Raw genomic sequence first — 14,462 nt, forward strand, 5'->3', positions numbered from 1 at the left:
GCTACCGAAGAAGCCCCTGCCCGCCATCGATCCATACCGGCGTCCCGGTGATATGGCGCGACTGGTCCGATGCCAGAAAACCGATCAATGCAGCAACATCCTCGCTCGTCCCTGCAACCCCGCCGGTGACCGGAATGTCACCCGCCGGGAAACGGACTGGCACTTCGGTCCTGTCGCGCCCGCGTATGTCGGTATTTTCGTCAATCGCCGTTTCAATTTCGCCCGGACACACCGCGTTGACACGGATGCGATGACGCCCGAGCTCCAGCGCCAGTTGCTGGGCCATGGCAAGCTGCCCGGCCTTCGTCACCGAATAGGCGGTAGCGCCCGGCGAGTTGAAAGTGCGTGTGCCGTTGATGGAAGAGACGATGACGATGGAGCCGCCACCTGCCGCCTTCAGATGCGGCACACTGGCATGGATAGTGAGATAGGTGCCGCGCAGGTTGATGCGGATCGTATCGTCCCACTCCGAAGGCGTCAGCTCGTCAATCGGCGCCCAGACGCCGTTGACGCCCGCATTGGCCACCACGACATCCAGACGGCCGAAAGCATCCGCAAGCTCTGCAACGGAGTGTCGCATAGCTGCCTCCTCCGCCACATCGGCGACGAGGACCTTAGAAGCGCCAGATAAGGCGGAAATCTCATTTTTCACTGCCTGCAATTCAGATTCGGTACGGCCGAGAAGGCCTACGGAAAAGCCTTCGGCAGCCAGATGAAGGGCAGCAGCCCGGCCGATGCCGGAGCCAGCGCCGGTGACGAGGGCGACTTTACCACTGGCCAAGGTCACAGCCCTCCTTTTCTAGACGCGATCGAGGTGACCGTTGCCGAGACGGGGTCGCTGGCCGGAAAACTGTCTTCCAGCCCCTCTTCCAGTTCCTCTTCAAGAATGTCACGATCCTTCGATGTGCGGGCGCTCGCCTGACCGTGCGGGACCTGATCCTGCGCCGTGCCGAGAGCGGAAAACTGCGACGGCGCATCGGCGCCTTGACGCGTTCCGAATGCCGTCAGCTGAACCATCACCGCGCTCGCGCGTTTGATGGCCTCCGCATCGTCGACGCCATCAAGACCGTCGGCAAGGCGGACCGAGACCTGATCGCCGTCGCTGCCGACGAATTCCACGGAAATCACTCCGTTATCCCGTTTTACATAGGTCGTAGAAAGTTGCATGACATGCCCTCCGATTTGAAAAAGCATCGACGTAATCCGATGCGACAACACACTGAAACCTGAATTCACAACGATGGCAGAGCAGAAGGGGTTCCAGATGGATCAGGCCTTGGGCCCGGAAATGCAGGAGCGCTTCTTTCAGCGCGATCCCGTTGACGTTGCGCGCGCCCTCATCGGCATGGAATTCCGCGTTGGCAATACCGGCGGCATCATTGTGGAAACCGAAGCCTATCATCCAGATGATCCGGCATCCCATAGTTTCAATGGACAGACCCCCCGCACCAAGGCGATGTTCGGCCCGGCTGGCCATCTCTATGTCTACCGGTCCTATGGCATTCACTGGTGCGCAAACTTCGTATGCGCTCCGGGCTCCGCTGTGCTTCTGCGTGCAATCGAACCCCTCACCGGCATAGATATGATGAAACTGCGGCGAGGAACTGACAAACTGAAACTGTTATGTTCCGGCCCCGGCAGGCTTTGTCAGGCCTTGGCCATTACCGGAGAAATGGACGGAGCAGCGCTGGACCGCCCGCCGTTTTTCCTCCGTCTGCCAAAGGAGGCCGCCGCCGTTACCAGCGGCAGACGCATCGGCATAAGCCGCGCGCAGGATTATCCGTGGCGGTTTGGTCTTGAAGGCTCGGCCTTCCTCAGCAAGAAATTCGAACAGGCCTGAAACCTACAAGACCTTGGGCGGTCCGTCGTTTTCATCTGGATTGGGGTTTGGCGCCTCGTCCGGCAGCCTGTCGGGCTCCGGCTCTTTGACCGGCGGTATATCCGGCTGTGGCGGCACCGGCATTGGCGGGTCTGGATAGGGTTCAACGGGAACAGTTGGCATTGAAGCTCCTGGATATAAGCGCTTTCGTCCAATGCGGAATCGAAATGCGCTTTCATCTGCTGGGACAACGCGAGCGCACCGCCCCTCATCAGGCGGCGCAACACCCAATTCGCCCATCGGTCAGATGCCGGTCAGGTCCCTTCGGTTTCATTGCGCCGCCCTGCGGATTGTACAGGACAAACGCGGGAAAACGCCGGTCAGTTCCGTTTTTTTTGGGAAGCTTTTGCGAGTGGTCAGGCGAAACCCAGCGAGCTGCGGGAAATATCGCGGTTTTCGCAATAGTCGCGGGAGTGGGCCTCATGGCCGTGTTCGCGAGCGGTGGAACGGGTCAGTTCCGGGCTGGGTACGTTGAGCAGCGCATCGGCATAGGTACCGGTTGCCTCCACATCATCGATCACAGTCTGTTGTTGCGGCTTTAAAAATTCAAACATCGGTCACCTCCTTCAACACGTCCCCTCAACGCGCTGGCCCAGGTCCTGTTCCAAAAGGCCTGTGCAGCTTCAATTATACACGAGATGCCGCTGCCGTATAGGCGATGAAAGACGAACGGCAATCAATTGACGTTCACAAAATGGAATGGAATCAGTGAGCTATGGCGACGAGCTCAGGCTGGACCGACCGATTCCCGCAGGATCAGTTCGACCGGCCACAATTCCTGAACCTCGCGGACAGGACGGCCGCCGACGATCTGCAGAAGCAGGTCCGTAACCCGCATGCCAGCCATGCGCATGGGCGAGCGTGTGGTGGAAAGCGGCGGCATCATGCTTTCCGGAGTGAGGTAAGGAAACACGTCGTCATGGGCGATGACGGACACGTCCTTACCGATCACCAGTCCCAGTTGGGTTGCCGCGCGATAGACGCCCTGCGCCGTCATCATCGCGCCGGCGACGAAGGCGGTCGGTCGCGGCGTCTGCTCCAGCAGCGAGCGGGCGAAACGGAAGGCGGCATCTTCGCTGAAATGCTCGCTCATCATGAGGCGCGGATCAGGCGTGATGCCATGGGTCGCGAGCGCGTCACGAAAACCCTGTTCGCGGTCCTGCACGAATGTACGGCCTGTCGGGCCGTTGATCATCGCGATGCGACGGTGGCCACGTTCCAGAAAATGGATTGTCGGACGATACGTCACATCATGATTGTCGATATCGAGCCAGGCGTGCTCGAACGCCGTCTTCGAGCGGCCATGCACGATGAAAGGCACGCCCAGCCGATTGAGCAGCGCGATGCGCTCGTCCTCCGGACGCGGCGAATGCACGATTATGCCATCCACTCGTCCGCTCGACGCCAGCCGGCTGAAAATCGCGAGCTCTTCCTCAATGTTATTGTCGACGGTGACGCTGACGAGAATGTCGGTCTCTTCGCCTTCCAGCCGCGTCGCCATGCCGCCCATGAATTCCGAAAAGAAATGCCCGCCGCCCGAACGGCCCATCACGACACCGATCGCGCCAGCCCTGCCTGTTGCCAGCCTGACCGCGTTGGCATTGGGCCGATAGCCGTATTTCAGCGCAGCATCCATCACCCGCTGGCGCGTCTCTTCACGCACCTCGGGATAGCCGCCAAGCGCACGGCTGACGGTGGTGGGCGACAGCCCGACCTTTTCTGCGAATTCCTTGAGCTTCATGTTTTCTGCCAATTTGCTCCTGCATGCGTCGCCGCCGCAGATTTTTCAAGCGGACAAAAATTGAAATCGCTTTCAATTTATTCCCACCTGAAACCTTACAGTTCGCCGTTTCGAAAGGCAAACCCTCCGTGACAACACCCGAAGATGCCCAATTTCCGCGCCATAAGAAAGAGTATTGACAGATTTGTCGGCTTTTGCGAACTTCACATCGGTCAAAAGCGCTTTCAATTTTGAGGATGATTGGAAGCGTCAACGGAGGAGTTTGACAATGAATATTTCCATGAAGACTTTGTTGCTGTGTGGCAGCGTGCTGTCTGCGGCGGTTTCCGCGCAGGCGGCCGAACTTTCCATCGCCGCCAACTCGACCGGCAAGAACATTGCATTTTTCAAGGAGCGGATCGCCGCCTTCGAAAAAGAGACCGGCCACAAGGTCAATCTTGTCACCATGCCGTCATCGTCCAGTGAGCAGTTCAGCCAGTACAGGCTATGGCTTGCCGCGGGCAACAAGGATGTCGACGTCTATCAGACGGACGTGATCTGGGCGCCGCAGCTCTCCGACCAATTCGTGGATCTGACCGAAGCGACGAAGGATGTCATTGGCGATCATTTCCCCTCCATCGTGGCGTCACAGACCGTGGACGGCAAGCTTGTCGCCATGCCGATGTTCACCGATGCACCCGCTCTGTTCTACCGCAAGGACCTTCTGGAAAAATACGGCAAGCAGCCGCCGAAAACCTGGAAGGAACTGGGCGAGACCGCCAAGGAAATTCAGGACAAGGAGCGCACAGCCGGGCAGAAAGACCTGTGGGGCTTTGTCTTCCAGGGCAGCGCCTATGAGGGCCTGACCTGCAACGCTCTGGAATGGATTGCGTCCGCCGGTGGCGGCCATATCGTTGAGACCAACGGCGACATCTCCATCAACAACGAGAAAGCCGCAGCCGCGATTGAAGCCGCCAAGGGCTGGGTCGGCACCATCGCGCCGCAGGGCGTGCTTGCCTACAAGGAAGAGGAAGCACGCGGCGTCTGGCAGACCGGCAATTCCGTCTTCATGCGCAACTGGCCCTATGCCTATGCGCTTGGAAACGGTGCCGACAGCGCCATCAAGGGCAAATTCGGCGTCACGCCGTTGCCGGCCGGTGAAGAGGGTGCGGCACCCGCCTCAACGCTCGGCGGCTGGAACCTCGCCGTTTCGAAATATTCCGACGATCAGGAAGCTGCCATCCAACTTGTGAAGTTCCTCGCATCGAAGGATACCCAGAAGATGCGTGCGATTCAGCTTTCCAACATGCCCACGATCGCCTCGCTTTACGACGACAAGGATGTCGCGGACGCACAGCCTTTCATGCCGACATGGAAGCCGATTTTCCAGACCGCCGTTCCACGCCCCTCTGCCTCGGCGAAGGTGAAATACAACGAGGTTTCGGCCAAATTCTGGGGTGCCGTGCACAACACGCTCTCCGGCAACGGCACGGCGGCGGAAAACCTTGAGCTCCTTGAAGTCGAATTGACCGATCTCAAAGGCAACGGCTGGTAATCCGGCCCGTGTGGGAAGCGGTCTCGCCTGAGCGTTTCCCACACCCCAACTGCGAGATATCCCAATGAACGATACCGCCCTTGAAAGACCGGTCGCGGCATCCGGCACCGGCTCCGACCTTCAGTCGGAACGCCTGAAATCCGCATGGCTGTTCCTAGCCCCCACGTTTCTGGTACTTGCGATGGTGGCCGGCTGGCCGCTGGTGCGCACCGTCTGGTTCAGCCTCACCGACGCGTCGCTGACCAATCTCGACGGCGCACAATTCGTTGGCTTCAAGAACTACCTCACCTGGATCACGCTCAGCAGCGGCCGCACCATCTATCGCGGCCTGTTGGCTGATCCCGCCTGGTGGGGCGCGGTTCTGAACACGCTGAAATTCACCATCCTTTCGGTCAGCTTCGAAACCGTTCTCGGCCTTATCGTTGCGCTGGTGCTGAACGCGGAATTCAAGGGACGCGGCCTCGTGCGCGCCGCCATCCTCGTTCCATGGGCCATTCCCACCATCGTTTCGGCGCAGATGTGGGCGTGGATGCTGAACGACCAGTTCGGTATCTTGAACGACCTGTTCCTCAATCTCGGGCTGATCTCTCACAAGATCGCATGGACCGCCAATCCGGACACCGCAATGGTCGCCGTTCTTATTGTCGATATCTGGAAGACGACGCCCTTCATGGCGTTGCTCATTCTCGCCGGCCTGCAAATGGTGCCGAAGGACATGTATGAGGCGGCGAAGGTGGACGGTATCCACCCCGTCAAGGTGTTCTTCCGCGTCACCCTTCCAATGATCCGGCCAGCGCTTATGGTTGCCGTCATCTTCCGTATGCTGGATGCGATGCGCGTCTTTGACCTCATCTACATTCTGACGCCGAATAACGCCCAGACCCGCACGATGTCGGTGCTGGCGCGTGAGAACCTGTTCGATTTCGACAAGTTCGCCTATGGCGCAGCCGCTTCCACCATGCTGTTCCTCATCATCGCCTCGATAACAGTCGTTTATATGTGGCTCGGGCGCGTCAACACAGATGGAGCTTCGCGATGACCCTGCCAAGCATCCTGAAAACCACCGCCTTTTATGCGCTGGTCGCCGTCATCATGGTGATTTCGGTATTCCCGTTCTATTACGCGATACTGACCAGCCTGAAATCCGGCTCAGCGCTGTTCCAGGTGAATTACTGGCCGCGTGAATTCTCGTTGACCAATTACAACTTCGTCATCGGCAACGGCACGTTCCTGCGCAATCTCGGCAATTCGCTGTTCGTTGCATCTTCAGTCGTCGTACTGTCGCTGTTCCTTGCGGTAACGGCGTCCTATGCCCTGGCCCGTGTCCGTTTCCGGGGCCGCTCGCTGCTTCTGCTCACCATCCTCTCGGTCTCGATGTTTCCACAGATCGCCGTTCTCGCCGGCCTGTTCGAACTTATCCGCTGGGCTGGCATCTTCAACACGCCGCTCGCGCTGATCTTTTCCTACATGATCTTCACCCTGCCCTTCACTGTCTGGGTGCTGACGACATTCATGCGCGACCTGCCGATCGAAATCGAGGAAGCGGCAATCGTCGATGGCGCAACGCCATGGGTCATCATCACCCAGGTCTTCATGCCGCTGATGTGGCCGGCGCTCGTCACCACAGGGCTCCTCGCCTTCATTGCGGCATGGAACGAGTTCCTCTTCGCGCTCACATTCACCTCATCGAACGAACAGCGCACGGTGCCGGTCGCCATCGCACTTCTTTCGGGCGGTTCGCAGTTTGAAATCCCCTGGGGAACGATCATGGCGGCCTCCGTCATCGTCACCGCCCCGCTCGTCGTCCTCGTTCTTATCTTCCAGCGACGCATCATTTCCGGCCTCACCGCCGGCGGCGTCAAAGGCTAGGAGAAAACTTATGACCACCATTCAACTGCGCAATCTTCGCAAATCCTTCGGCGCCTTCGATGTCATCAAGGGCATCGACATGGACATCCGCTCCGGCGAGTTCATGGTTTTCGTCGGCCCTTCCGGTTGCGGCAAGTCCACGCTGCTACGCCTCATCTGCGGGCTCGAGGAAATCACTGGCGGCACGCTCTCCTTTGACGGAGAGGCCGTCAACCGCCTGCCACCCGCCAAGCGTGGCGTCGCCATGGTCTTCCAGTCCTATGCGCTTTATCCGCATATGACCGTATTCGAAAACATGGCCTTCGGCATGAAACTCTCTGGCGCCGACAAGGAGCAGCGCCGCAAGCGTGTAGAGGCGGCAGCGGAAATGCTGCAGCTCACGCCCTATCTGGAACGTCTGCCGAAGCAGCTTTCCGGCGGCCAGCGCCAGCGTGTCGCCATCGGCCGTGCCATCGTGCGTGATCCGAAGGTGTTCCTGTTCGACGAACCGCTCTCCAACCTCGATGCGGCGCTGCGCGTCGCAACCCGTCTCGAAATCGCCAAGCTGCACCGGGAGATGCATGATACGACGATGATCTACGTCACCCACGATCAGGTGGAAGCCATGACGCTTGCCGACCGCATCTGCGTTCTGCGCGATGGCCGCGTCGAACAGATCGGCACGCCGCTCGAGCTTTACGAAAGCCCGGTCAACACCTTCGTTGCCGGCTTCATCGGCTCGCCGAAGATGAACTTCCTTGCCGGCAAATATGCGGAAGTCGAAGGTGCCGCGACCATCGGCATCCGCCCCGAACACCTTGCGATCGGTGCCGGTGAGACCGGCTGGAACGGTGAAATCATCCATTCGGAAATGCTGGGATCGGACAGCTACATCTATGTCGAGATTGGTGCTGGCGAACCCATCGTCGTTCGAGAGGAAGGCGTGACCGACCGCAAGCCGGGAGAAAAAATCGTTCTCGTGCCGGATGCGGCGCAGATCCACCGCTTCGACGCGCAGGGCCAGGCCCTTGCCCGCAATCCCGTGCGCGGCGCCGCCTGAACAGTTAACTTTCGCCGGATCACCCAAGCTTCCGGCTTTCACCAAGGAGCAAGAAAATGACCATCAACACCGTTGTATGGGGCGAAAATATCCACGAACACATCAACGAGACGGTGCGTTCGATCTACCCCGATGGTATGCACAACACCATTGCCGATGCGCTGAATAACAACCCTGAGATCAGCGCCACCACCGCCACGCTTCAGGAACCGGAACACGGCCTTTCGCAGGAGCGTCTGGACAAGACCGACGTTCTGGTCTGGTGGGGCCACAAGGACCACGGTGCGGTTCAGGATGAGATCGTCGAGCGCGTTGCCAAGCGTGTCTGGGAAGGCATGGGCCTCATCGTCCTGCATTCCGGCCACTTCTCCAAGCCTTTCAAGCGACTGATGGGTACGCCCTGCGCGCTTAAATGGCGTGAGGCGGGCGAACGCGAACGCCTGTGGACGATCAATCCGCGCCACCCGATCGCAGCCGGCCTGCCCGAGCATTTCGAGCTGGAAAACGAAGAGATGTATGGCGAGCAGTTCTCCGTGCCGGAGCCGCTGGAAACCGTGTTCATCTCCTGGTTTCAGGGCGGCGAAGTCTTCCGTTCTGGCCTCACCTGGCGCCGTGGCGCAGGCAACATCTTCTATTTCCGCCCCGGTCACGAGACTTATCCGACCTATCACGACGCCAATGTACAGAAGGTCATCAGCAATTCGGTGAAATGGGCCTATAATCCGGTCGGCGCACTGAAAAGCATTCATGACGCCCCCAACGTTCCCGTCGACAAGGCGCTGGAGCCTATCGAAGAACGCGGCCCCAAGCTGCACAAGGCAGGCGAAGCAGGTTACAGGTAAACAGCCATGAGACTTCTCATTCTCGGAACCGGCGGCATGGCCAACAACCATGCCACATATTTCTCGCAAATCCCCGGCGTCGAACTGGTGGCTGCGGTGGATGTGGATGATGTGGTTGTGCGGGGCTTTGCGCTTCGCCACAACATTCCACTCTCCTTTACCTCGCTGGATGACGCGATTGCCTGGGGCGAGTTCGACGCGGCGGCAAACGTCACGCCGGATGCCATCCACCACCCGACCAGCCTCAAGCTTCTGGCGGCGGGCAAACATGTTTTCTGCGAAAAGCCGCTGGCGGAAAACTACGCCAAGGCCGCCGAAATGGCCGATGCCGCAGAAAAAGCGGGCCTTGTTGCCATGGTCAACCTTACTTATCGCAATGTCGCCCCCTTGCAGGCGGCACGCGAAATGGTGCTGGCCGGCAAGATCGGCAAGGTGCGCCATCTGGAAGCCTCCTATCTCCAGAGCTGGCTCGTTTCCAAGGCCTGGGGCGACTGGATGACGGAGAGCAAGTGGCTGTGGCGGCTTTCCACCAAGCACGGCTCAAACGGTGTTCTGGGTGATGTCGGCATCCACATTCTCGACTTCGCCTCCTATGGCGCGGGCAGCGATGTGGAGCGCATCTTCACGCGCCTGAAGACCTTCGACAAATATGAAGGCAACAAAATCGGCGCCTACGATCTCGACGCCAATGACAGCTTCACCATGACCGCCGAGTTGGAAAACGGCGCCATGGGCGTCATTCACGCCAGCCGCTGGGCAACGGGCCATCTCAACGAACTGCGCCTGCGCATCCACGGCGACAAGGGTGCGCTGGAGGTGATTCATACGCCTGACTATTCCAGCCTGCGGGCCTGCATCGGCGACGATGTGGAAAAGGCGATCTGGAAGACAATCGATGTCGACCCGGTTCCGACGAATTACGAAAAATTCGCCAAGGCCGTCATGGAAGGTGGCATTGCTGATCCGGACTTCCGCCACGCCGCGAATTTGCAGAAGGTGCTTGATCTCTCGATCATCGCCGACCGCGAACGGCGGGAGCTGGCCGTCTCTGCTTGAATTGCAAGGGCGCGGCGGCGTAAGCCGCCGCTTCCAATACTGCAGCGTGTACCGTTATCTCCCGTCACCCCGAATCTAGACCGGCATGACGGAGGTACTACCTCAAACGCCTCGCCTATTCCCCCACAAGAGCACATGCAGCTGCGGCAGCACCCGGGCGGAAAACCAACGGTCTTCGCTGACCTTGTCCACCAGCCACAACATGCGATCCATGATCCCATCGATATCCACACGCGCGTTGTCGTCATCAGGCGGCGGCGGGGTGTGGTTGCCGGGCTGGAGGTAAATCGGCAAATGCGGGAAACGGGCTGATGCAGCCTTGGCATAAGCATAGTCCGCATCGTCAAACACCACGATCTTCAGCGCCACCTGCGGTCCATCGCCGGCGGCGGCAAGACAGTCTTCAAAGGCCTGCCAGTCGGTTTCCATGCCGCTCGATGGTGGCTTCGGGCTCAGCACCAGATGATCGAGATCGCCAAACCAGTCTTTTGCGATGCTGCCCTGCGTTTCCAGCGCGAACCTATAGCCCTCGCCCTGCCCCTTCGCGATTAGTTGCCCAAGGGGCTGGATGGCGGGATTGCCGCCCGAAAGCGACACCGTCAGCGGCACACCGCCGGAAAGCCGTCGCACCTCCTGCCAGATCGCCTCCACGGACATCGGTTTCCATGTGTCGCGATACTCGCTGTCGACGGCATGCAGCGTATCGCACCAGGAGCAGCGGTAATCGCAGCCGCCAGTGCGAACGAAAACGGTAGGCAGACCAATCAGCAAACCCTCGCCCTGAATGGTCGGGCCGAAGATTTCGCTGATGCGGATCGCTGTTTCCTTCGCTGCAACTTTCTGTGCAGCCGCCGTCATGGCCGGTATTCCGCCCAGGTCTTGGCGGTTTCGCTCACTCGCACGGCGCTGGTTTCCGGCAGGCTCGTCTTGCACCAATCGTAAAAGTGCTTCGCCAGACATTCCGCGGTGACCCGGTCATGGCCGAGAACGTCGTTCAGGTGGCGATGATCGAAATGATCGTCGATGTAGCGCTTCAGCGGCGCGAGTTCGTGGTAATCACGCACGAAACCGTGCTCGTTCAGCTCTTCGCCTGATAGTTCGACCTCAACGATGTAATTATGCCCGTGCAGGCGGGCGCACTGATGGTCGGCGGGCAGGCTTTTCAGTTGGTGAGAGGCGGAGAAATGGAACTCCTTGGTGATGCGAAACATCAACGCACCTCCTGTGCCGCATAAGCATGGGTGGCCGCCACCCAGAAATCCGGGTCCTCATAGTCCGTCGGATCGGTAACACCTGCCAGATGGAAGGCCTCGCGCCGCTCCACGCAGGTGCCGCAACGGCCACAATGGCGAGAGCCGCCCTTGTAACAGGACCAGGTTTCGCCAAATGGGGTCCCGTATTTGACCGCGTCAGTCACAATCGCCGCTTTGGAGACGGTGACATAGGGCGCAAACAAGGTGACGTCTGCGTAGCCTTCCAGCGCATGCGCCTGCATGGCATTAAAGCTGTCGATGAAGCCCGGCCGGCAATCGGGATAGATGAAATGGTCGCCGCCATGCACGGCGATCGCCACCGCATCAGCCTGCTGGGCGGCGGCAAGGCCGAAGGCGATGGTCAGCATGATGGCGTTGCGGTTCGGCACCACCGTGGAGCGCATGGTCTCTTCCGCATAATGTCCGTCCGGCACGTCGATATCGTCCGTCAGCGCGGAACCGGTGAGGTGCGCGCCGATGGTTGTGATGTCGATGAGATGATGCGGCACGCCGAGACGTTTTGCGCAGTCGGCTGCGAAATCCAGCTCCTTCTTGTGGCGCTGGCCGTAATCGAAGGAGACAAGAGCGAGAAGTTCATGTTCCGCCGCGATTTTGTGCGCAAGCGAAACGGAGTCCAATCCGCCGGAGCAGATGACGATGGTTTTCATACGTTGGGATCCCTTGTTTTGACCGGGTGGGCTGCGACCGGATTACGGGGGCGGCTTTAAACCAAAGCGAAGCGATTGTGAAGGGCTTTGCGGAAATAGCGGAAATTCCGCGCAATCCACGAAATTGCCCCGCCGCAGCAACAAGACGAAACAATCGCGACATAAGCGGGAAACCGGCTTGATCTAGAACGGACTGAACGTTGCAGTTCTTGAAGGATGTTGCCGATGGCGGCCGGTTCTATGTTCCTCTTTTCGCTAAGCGATCTCAGCTCCATCGGCTCCGGCATTTTGATGGCGTTGGCAGGCACGCTTTATGTCACCCTTACCGTTCGTGGGCTGATGGCCACCGTGCGTCATGGATAAGGCACTCGGCAACAGGCGCCCAGGGCTCAGGCGCAATCTTGCAGTCCTACTTTTCGTGGCCTCCGCGACGCTCGTCGCCACGATAGGGATCGCCCCGTTCGTCTTCCTGATCTGGATGGTCACGACCGTCGCACGCTGGCTTGGTTTTTTCATCGGCTTTTGAGACACGAAGCTCGCCCATGATGCGGCGGAGCGGAAGGAGCCCGGCAAAACGGCAGTGCGCCGGGCTCTTTTTCCGATAAACCGGGCTTAGCGCAGCAGCGCCTGCGCCTCCTCGATGCCGAGTGCTGCCGGCTGCGTGCAGGTTGTGGTCATCTCGATGAAGCGGCCTTCTTCCCCGGATTTGAGGATGGAGGTCATCACGTCGATACCGTGCAGGGAGCGATCCAGCGAGCAGCGGGCATCGCGGCCTTCAAGGATAGCAATCGCCATATCGGCCAGGCCTGCCGTGCGATAATTGGCGCGCGGGCCATTCGGGCTTTCCTGGTTGGCAATGCCGAAGGGATGCGCCCAGTCTTCCAGCGGCTGGATATTTTTGTCGCGTCCGCTCGCCTCCACCACACCGCCGAAGAAGTTGGGGTCCGGCACGTAGATCGATCCTTCCGTACCGTAAAGTTCCATATTGGCGTGGCGATGCGACCACACATCCCAGCTGGCCGAAAGTGTGATCGTTGCTCCGTTCACGAATTCCAGAAGCGCATGGATGTTGGTTGGCGTTTCTACCGGTATGATCTCGCCGTTCAGCGGCTGGCTGGTCACCGTTCGGGTGGGGTTGGCCATTGATGTCAGTGCGCCAACGCGCTTGACCGGGCCGATGAGGTTGATGAGGTTCGCCACATAATAGGGGCCAAGATCGAGGATCGGCCCGCCCCCCTTCAGGAAGAAGAAGCCCGGATTGGGGTGCCACATCTCCATGCCGGGGCTCATCACATGGCAGGTGCCGGAGGTGATGCGTCCTACCTTGCCCTCGTCGATATATTGCCGGGCAAGCTGATGCGCGCCGCCAAGGAAAGTATCAGGCGCGCAGCCAACGGAAAGGTTCTTCTCGCGAGCGATGCGCCGCAACTCCTCGCCTTCCTCCAGCGAAAGCACCAGCGGCTTTTCCGAATAGACGTGATTACCCGCCTCGAGTGCCGCCTTCGACACGGGAAAATGCGCGGCGGGAATAGTGAGGTTCACCACCACGTCGATGTCCTTGTTGGCGAGGAGTTCCTCGATCGACTGCGCCGTGACACCAAATTCTTCTGCCCTCAGTTCCGCCGCATTGCGGTTAAGGTCGGCGCAGGCCAGCACCTTGATGCCCTTGAAGAGCGGTGCCAGCGAAAAGTAAGCAGACGAGATGTTGCCGCACCCGATGATGCCGACGCCCAGTTCCCTTTGCATGATGAAACTCCGGATTGATGCTCAATAGGTTTTGAAAGATGCGATGGAGCGAGTGATCAGCCGATCGATATCCTTGGGATTGTCGTGTTCGACCACGAAATGTTTCGTGGCGGATTTTGCCCTCAGTGCTGCCACGAGGGCCTTCCAGTCCACCGTGCCGTGGCCGACATCCGCCCAGCCGTCCTCATCCGTATTTTCGCCTGATGGTGCGATGTCCTTCACGTGCACGGCGGTAATGCGCTTGCCGTAGCTTTCGATCCAGGCGAGCGGATCGGCATTGCCTCTGATAATCCAGGCAATATCCGCTTCCCATTTCAGGTCCGGTCCGCCGGCAAAAATCTGCTCCTGCGGGGTGGAGCCGTCCGGGAGCACCTTGAACTCGAAATCGTGGTTGTGCCAGCCGAAGGTCAGCCCGGCATCCACGAATGGTTTACCCGCTTCCTGCAGGCGCTTGCCGAAGGCGAACCAACCAGCCGCGTCCGCCGGGCGCTGGTCGGGCATCAGGTAAGGGCAATAAATCGCTTCCACGCCCAGAACCTTGGCGATGTTCAGAGCCTTTTTCGGATCACCCTCGAGAAGGTCGAGGCCGAAATGGCCGGTCGGCATGGCAAGACCATTGGCATCGAGTTCGGAGCGCAGGCTGTTCAACCCAGCGTCATCAAGCGAGGCGTACATGGCGCCGTAACCTTCGACCTGTTTGTAACCAGCCGCCGAAAGCTTCTTCAAAATATTGGAAAACGGCTGGAAATTGCGGGCGCTGTAAAGCTGGAAACCGAGTTCTGTCATTATCTCCTCCATAGAGATGTGGGTGCTTGGGATGGTGTTGGGGGTAAAA

At 59.3% G+C, this 14,462-nt stretch carries 19 protein-coding genes; 9 read left to right on the top strand and 10 right to left on the bottom strand.

Annotated elements, in window-relative coordinates; translation table 11 throughout:
* Position 1: 1 nt before the first annotated feature.
* Positions 2-787 (bottom strand): SDR family oxidoreductase, encoded by a 786-nt coding sequence (locus tag RBH71_RS05835; protein ID WP_111802597.1) that lies wholly within the window; start codon positions 785-787, stop codon positions 2-4.
* Entirely contained in the window at positions 784-1,167 is a 384-nt protein-coding gene (locus RBH71_RS05840; RefSeq protein WP_038494099.1) for a hypothetical protein, read from the bottom strand. Before RBH71_RS05840 ends, RBH71_RS05835 begins: the two co-directional genes overlap by 4 nt.
* A 97-nt stretch (positions 1,168-1,264) precedes the next feature.
* On the opposite strand from RBH71_RS05840, the gene RBH71_RS05845 reads away from it, so the two are divergent.
* Positions 1,265-1,840, top strand: a complete 576-nt coding sequence (locus RBH71_RS05845; RefSeq protein ID WP_038495795.1) for a DNA-3-methyladenine glycosylase — start codon at positions 1,265-1,267, stop codon at positions 1,838-1,840.
* 3 nt (positions 1,841-1,843) lie between these two features.
* Here RBH71_RS05845 and RBH71_RS05850 read toward each other — a convergent pair whose 3' ends face one another.
* The 3 genes from RBH71_RS05850 to RBH71_RS05860 form a co-directional block, all read right to left on the bottom strand.
* Positions 1,844-2,002, bottom strand: coding sequence for a hypothetical protein (locus tag RBH71_RS05850; RefSeq protein WP_035251458.1), 159 nt, complete (start codon positions 2,000-2,002; stop codon positions 1,844-1,846).
* Between the two features lie 233 nt (positions 2,003-2,235).
* Positions 2,236-2,433 (bottom strand): hypothetical protein, encoded by a 198-nt coding sequence (locus RBH71_RS05855; RefSeq protein WP_003510923.1) that lies wholly within the window; start codon positions 2,431-2,433, stop codon positions 2,236-2,238.
* 173 nt (positions 2,434-2,606) lie between these two features.
* Complete coding sequence (locus RBH71_RS05860) at positions 2,607-3,620, bottom strand: substrate-binding domain-containing protein (RefSeq protein WP_003510924.1); 1,014 nt, start codon at positions 3,618-3,620, stop codon at positions 2,607-2,609.
* Positions 3,621-3,888: 268 nt separating this feature from the next.
* Between RBH71_RS05860 and RBH71_RS05865 the strand changes: the two genes are divergently transcribed.
* From RBH71_RS05865 to RBH71_RS05890, 6 genes are all read left to right on the top strand, one after another.
* Complete coding sequence (locus RBH71_RS05865) at positions 3,889-5,154, top strand: ABC transporter substrate-binding protein (protein ID WP_003510925.1); 1,266 nt, start codon at positions 3,889-3,891, stop codon at positions 5,152-5,154.
* 64 nt (positions 5,155-5,218) lie between these two features.
* The gene (locus tag RBH71_RS05870) at positions 5,219-6,193 is read left to right on the top strand and encodes a carbohydrate ABC transporter permease (protein WP_038494108.1); all 975 of its coding nucleotides are present in this window, start codon (positions 5,219-5,221) and stop codon (positions 6,191-6,193) included.
* Positions 6,190-7,023 carry a carbohydrate ABC transporter permease gene (locus RBH71_RS05875; protein WP_003510927.1) on the top strand — a complete coding sequence of 278 codons (834 nt, stop codon included), beginning with the start codon at positions 6,190-6,192 and terminating at the stop codon, positions 7,021-7,023. Before RBH71_RS05870 ends, RBH71_RS05875 begins: the two co-directional genes overlap by 4 nt.
* A gap of 10 nt (positions 7,024-7,033) precedes the next feature.
* Complete coding sequence (locus tag RBH71_RS05880) at positions 7,034-8,062, top strand: ABC transporter ATP-binding protein (protein ID WP_013761592.1); 1,029 nt, start codon at positions 7,034-7,036, stop codon at positions 8,060-8,062.
* A gap of 56 nt (positions 8,063-8,118) precedes the next feature.
* A complete protein-coding gene (locus RBH71_RS05885) occupies positions 8,119-8,904 on the top strand; it encodes a ThuA domain-containing protein (protein WP_111802598.1) in 786 nt (261 codons plus the stop codon).
* Between the two features lie 6 nt (positions 8,905-8,910).
* The gene (locus RBH71_RS05890; RefSeq protein WP_003510934.1) at positions 8,911-9,960 is read left to right on the top strand and encodes a Gfo/Idh/MocA family protein; all 1,050 of its coding nucleotides are present in this window, start codon (positions 8,911-8,913) and stop codon (positions 9,958-9,960) included.
* Between the two features lie 102 nt (positions 9,961-10,062).
* Here RBH71_RS05890 and queE read toward each other — a convergent pair whose 3' ends face one another.
* Genes queE through queC form a run of 3 tightly spaced genes read right to left on the bottom strand, consistent with a single transcriptional unit; the run spans position 10,063 to position 11,881 of the window.
* Positions 10,063-10,818, bottom strand: coding sequence for a 7-carboxy-7-deazaguanine synthase QueE (queE, locus tag RBH71_RS05895; RefSeq protein ID WP_013761593.1), 756 nt, complete (start codon positions 10,816-10,818; stop codon positions 10,063-10,065).
* Positions 10,815-11,171: a 6-carboxytetrahydropterin synthase QueD gene (gene queD / locus RBH71_RS05900; RefSeq protein WP_003510937.1), complete on the bottom strand. Its 357-nt coding sequence runs from the start codon at positions 11,169-11,171 to the stop codon at positions 10,815-10,817. Before queD ends, queE begins: the two co-directional genes overlap by 4 nt.
* Positions 11,171-11,881 carry a 7-cyano-7-deazaguanine synthase QueC gene (gene queC / locus RBH71_RS05905; protein ID WP_003510940.1) on the bottom strand — a complete coding sequence of 237 codons (711 nt, stop codon included), beginning with the start codon at positions 11,879-11,881 and terminating at the stop codon, positions 11,171-11,173. Before queC ends, queD begins: the two co-directional genes overlap by 1 nt.
* Positions 11,882-12,106: 225 nt before the next feature.
* Here queC and RBH71_RS05910 point away from each other — a divergent pair, with 225 nt between their 5' ends.
* The gene (locus tag RBH71_RS05910; protein WP_174003429.1) at positions 12,107-12,244 is read left to right on the top strand and encodes a hypothetical protein; all 138 of its coding nucleotides are present in this window, start codon (positions 12,107-12,109) and stop codon (positions 12,242-12,244) included.
* Positions 12,237-12,407, top strand: a complete 171-nt coding sequence (locus tag RBH71_RS05915) for a hypothetical protein (protein WP_013761596.1) — start codon at positions 12,237-12,239, stop codon at positions 12,405-12,407. Before RBH71_RS05910 ends, RBH71_RS05915 begins: the two co-directional genes overlap by 8 nt.
* A gap of 86 nt (positions 12,408-12,493) precedes the next feature.
* On the opposite strand, the gene RBH71_RS05920 is transcribed toward RBH71_RS05915, so the two are convergent.
* On the bottom strand, positions 12,494-13,627 hold the full coding sequence (locus RBH71_RS05920) for a Gfo/Idh/MocA family protein (RefSeq protein WP_111802599.1): 1,134 nt from the start codon (positions 13,625-13,627) through the stop codon (positions 12,494-12,496).
* A gap of 21 nt (positions 13,628-13,648) precedes the next feature.
* Complete coding sequence (locus RBH71_RS05925) at positions 13,649-14,413, bottom strand: sugar phosphate isomerase/epimerase family protein (protein WP_013761597.1); 765 nt, start codon at positions 14,411-14,413, stop codon at positions 13,649-13,651.
* Between the last annotated feature and the right edge of the window lie 49 nt (positions 14,414-14,462).

Source organism: Rhizobium sp. AN68 (genome assembly GCF_030758035.1).
GTDB classification, from domain to species: Bacteria; Pseudomonadota; Alphaproteobacteria; order Rhizobiales; family Rhizobiaceae; genus Agrobacterium; species Agrobacterium tumefaciens.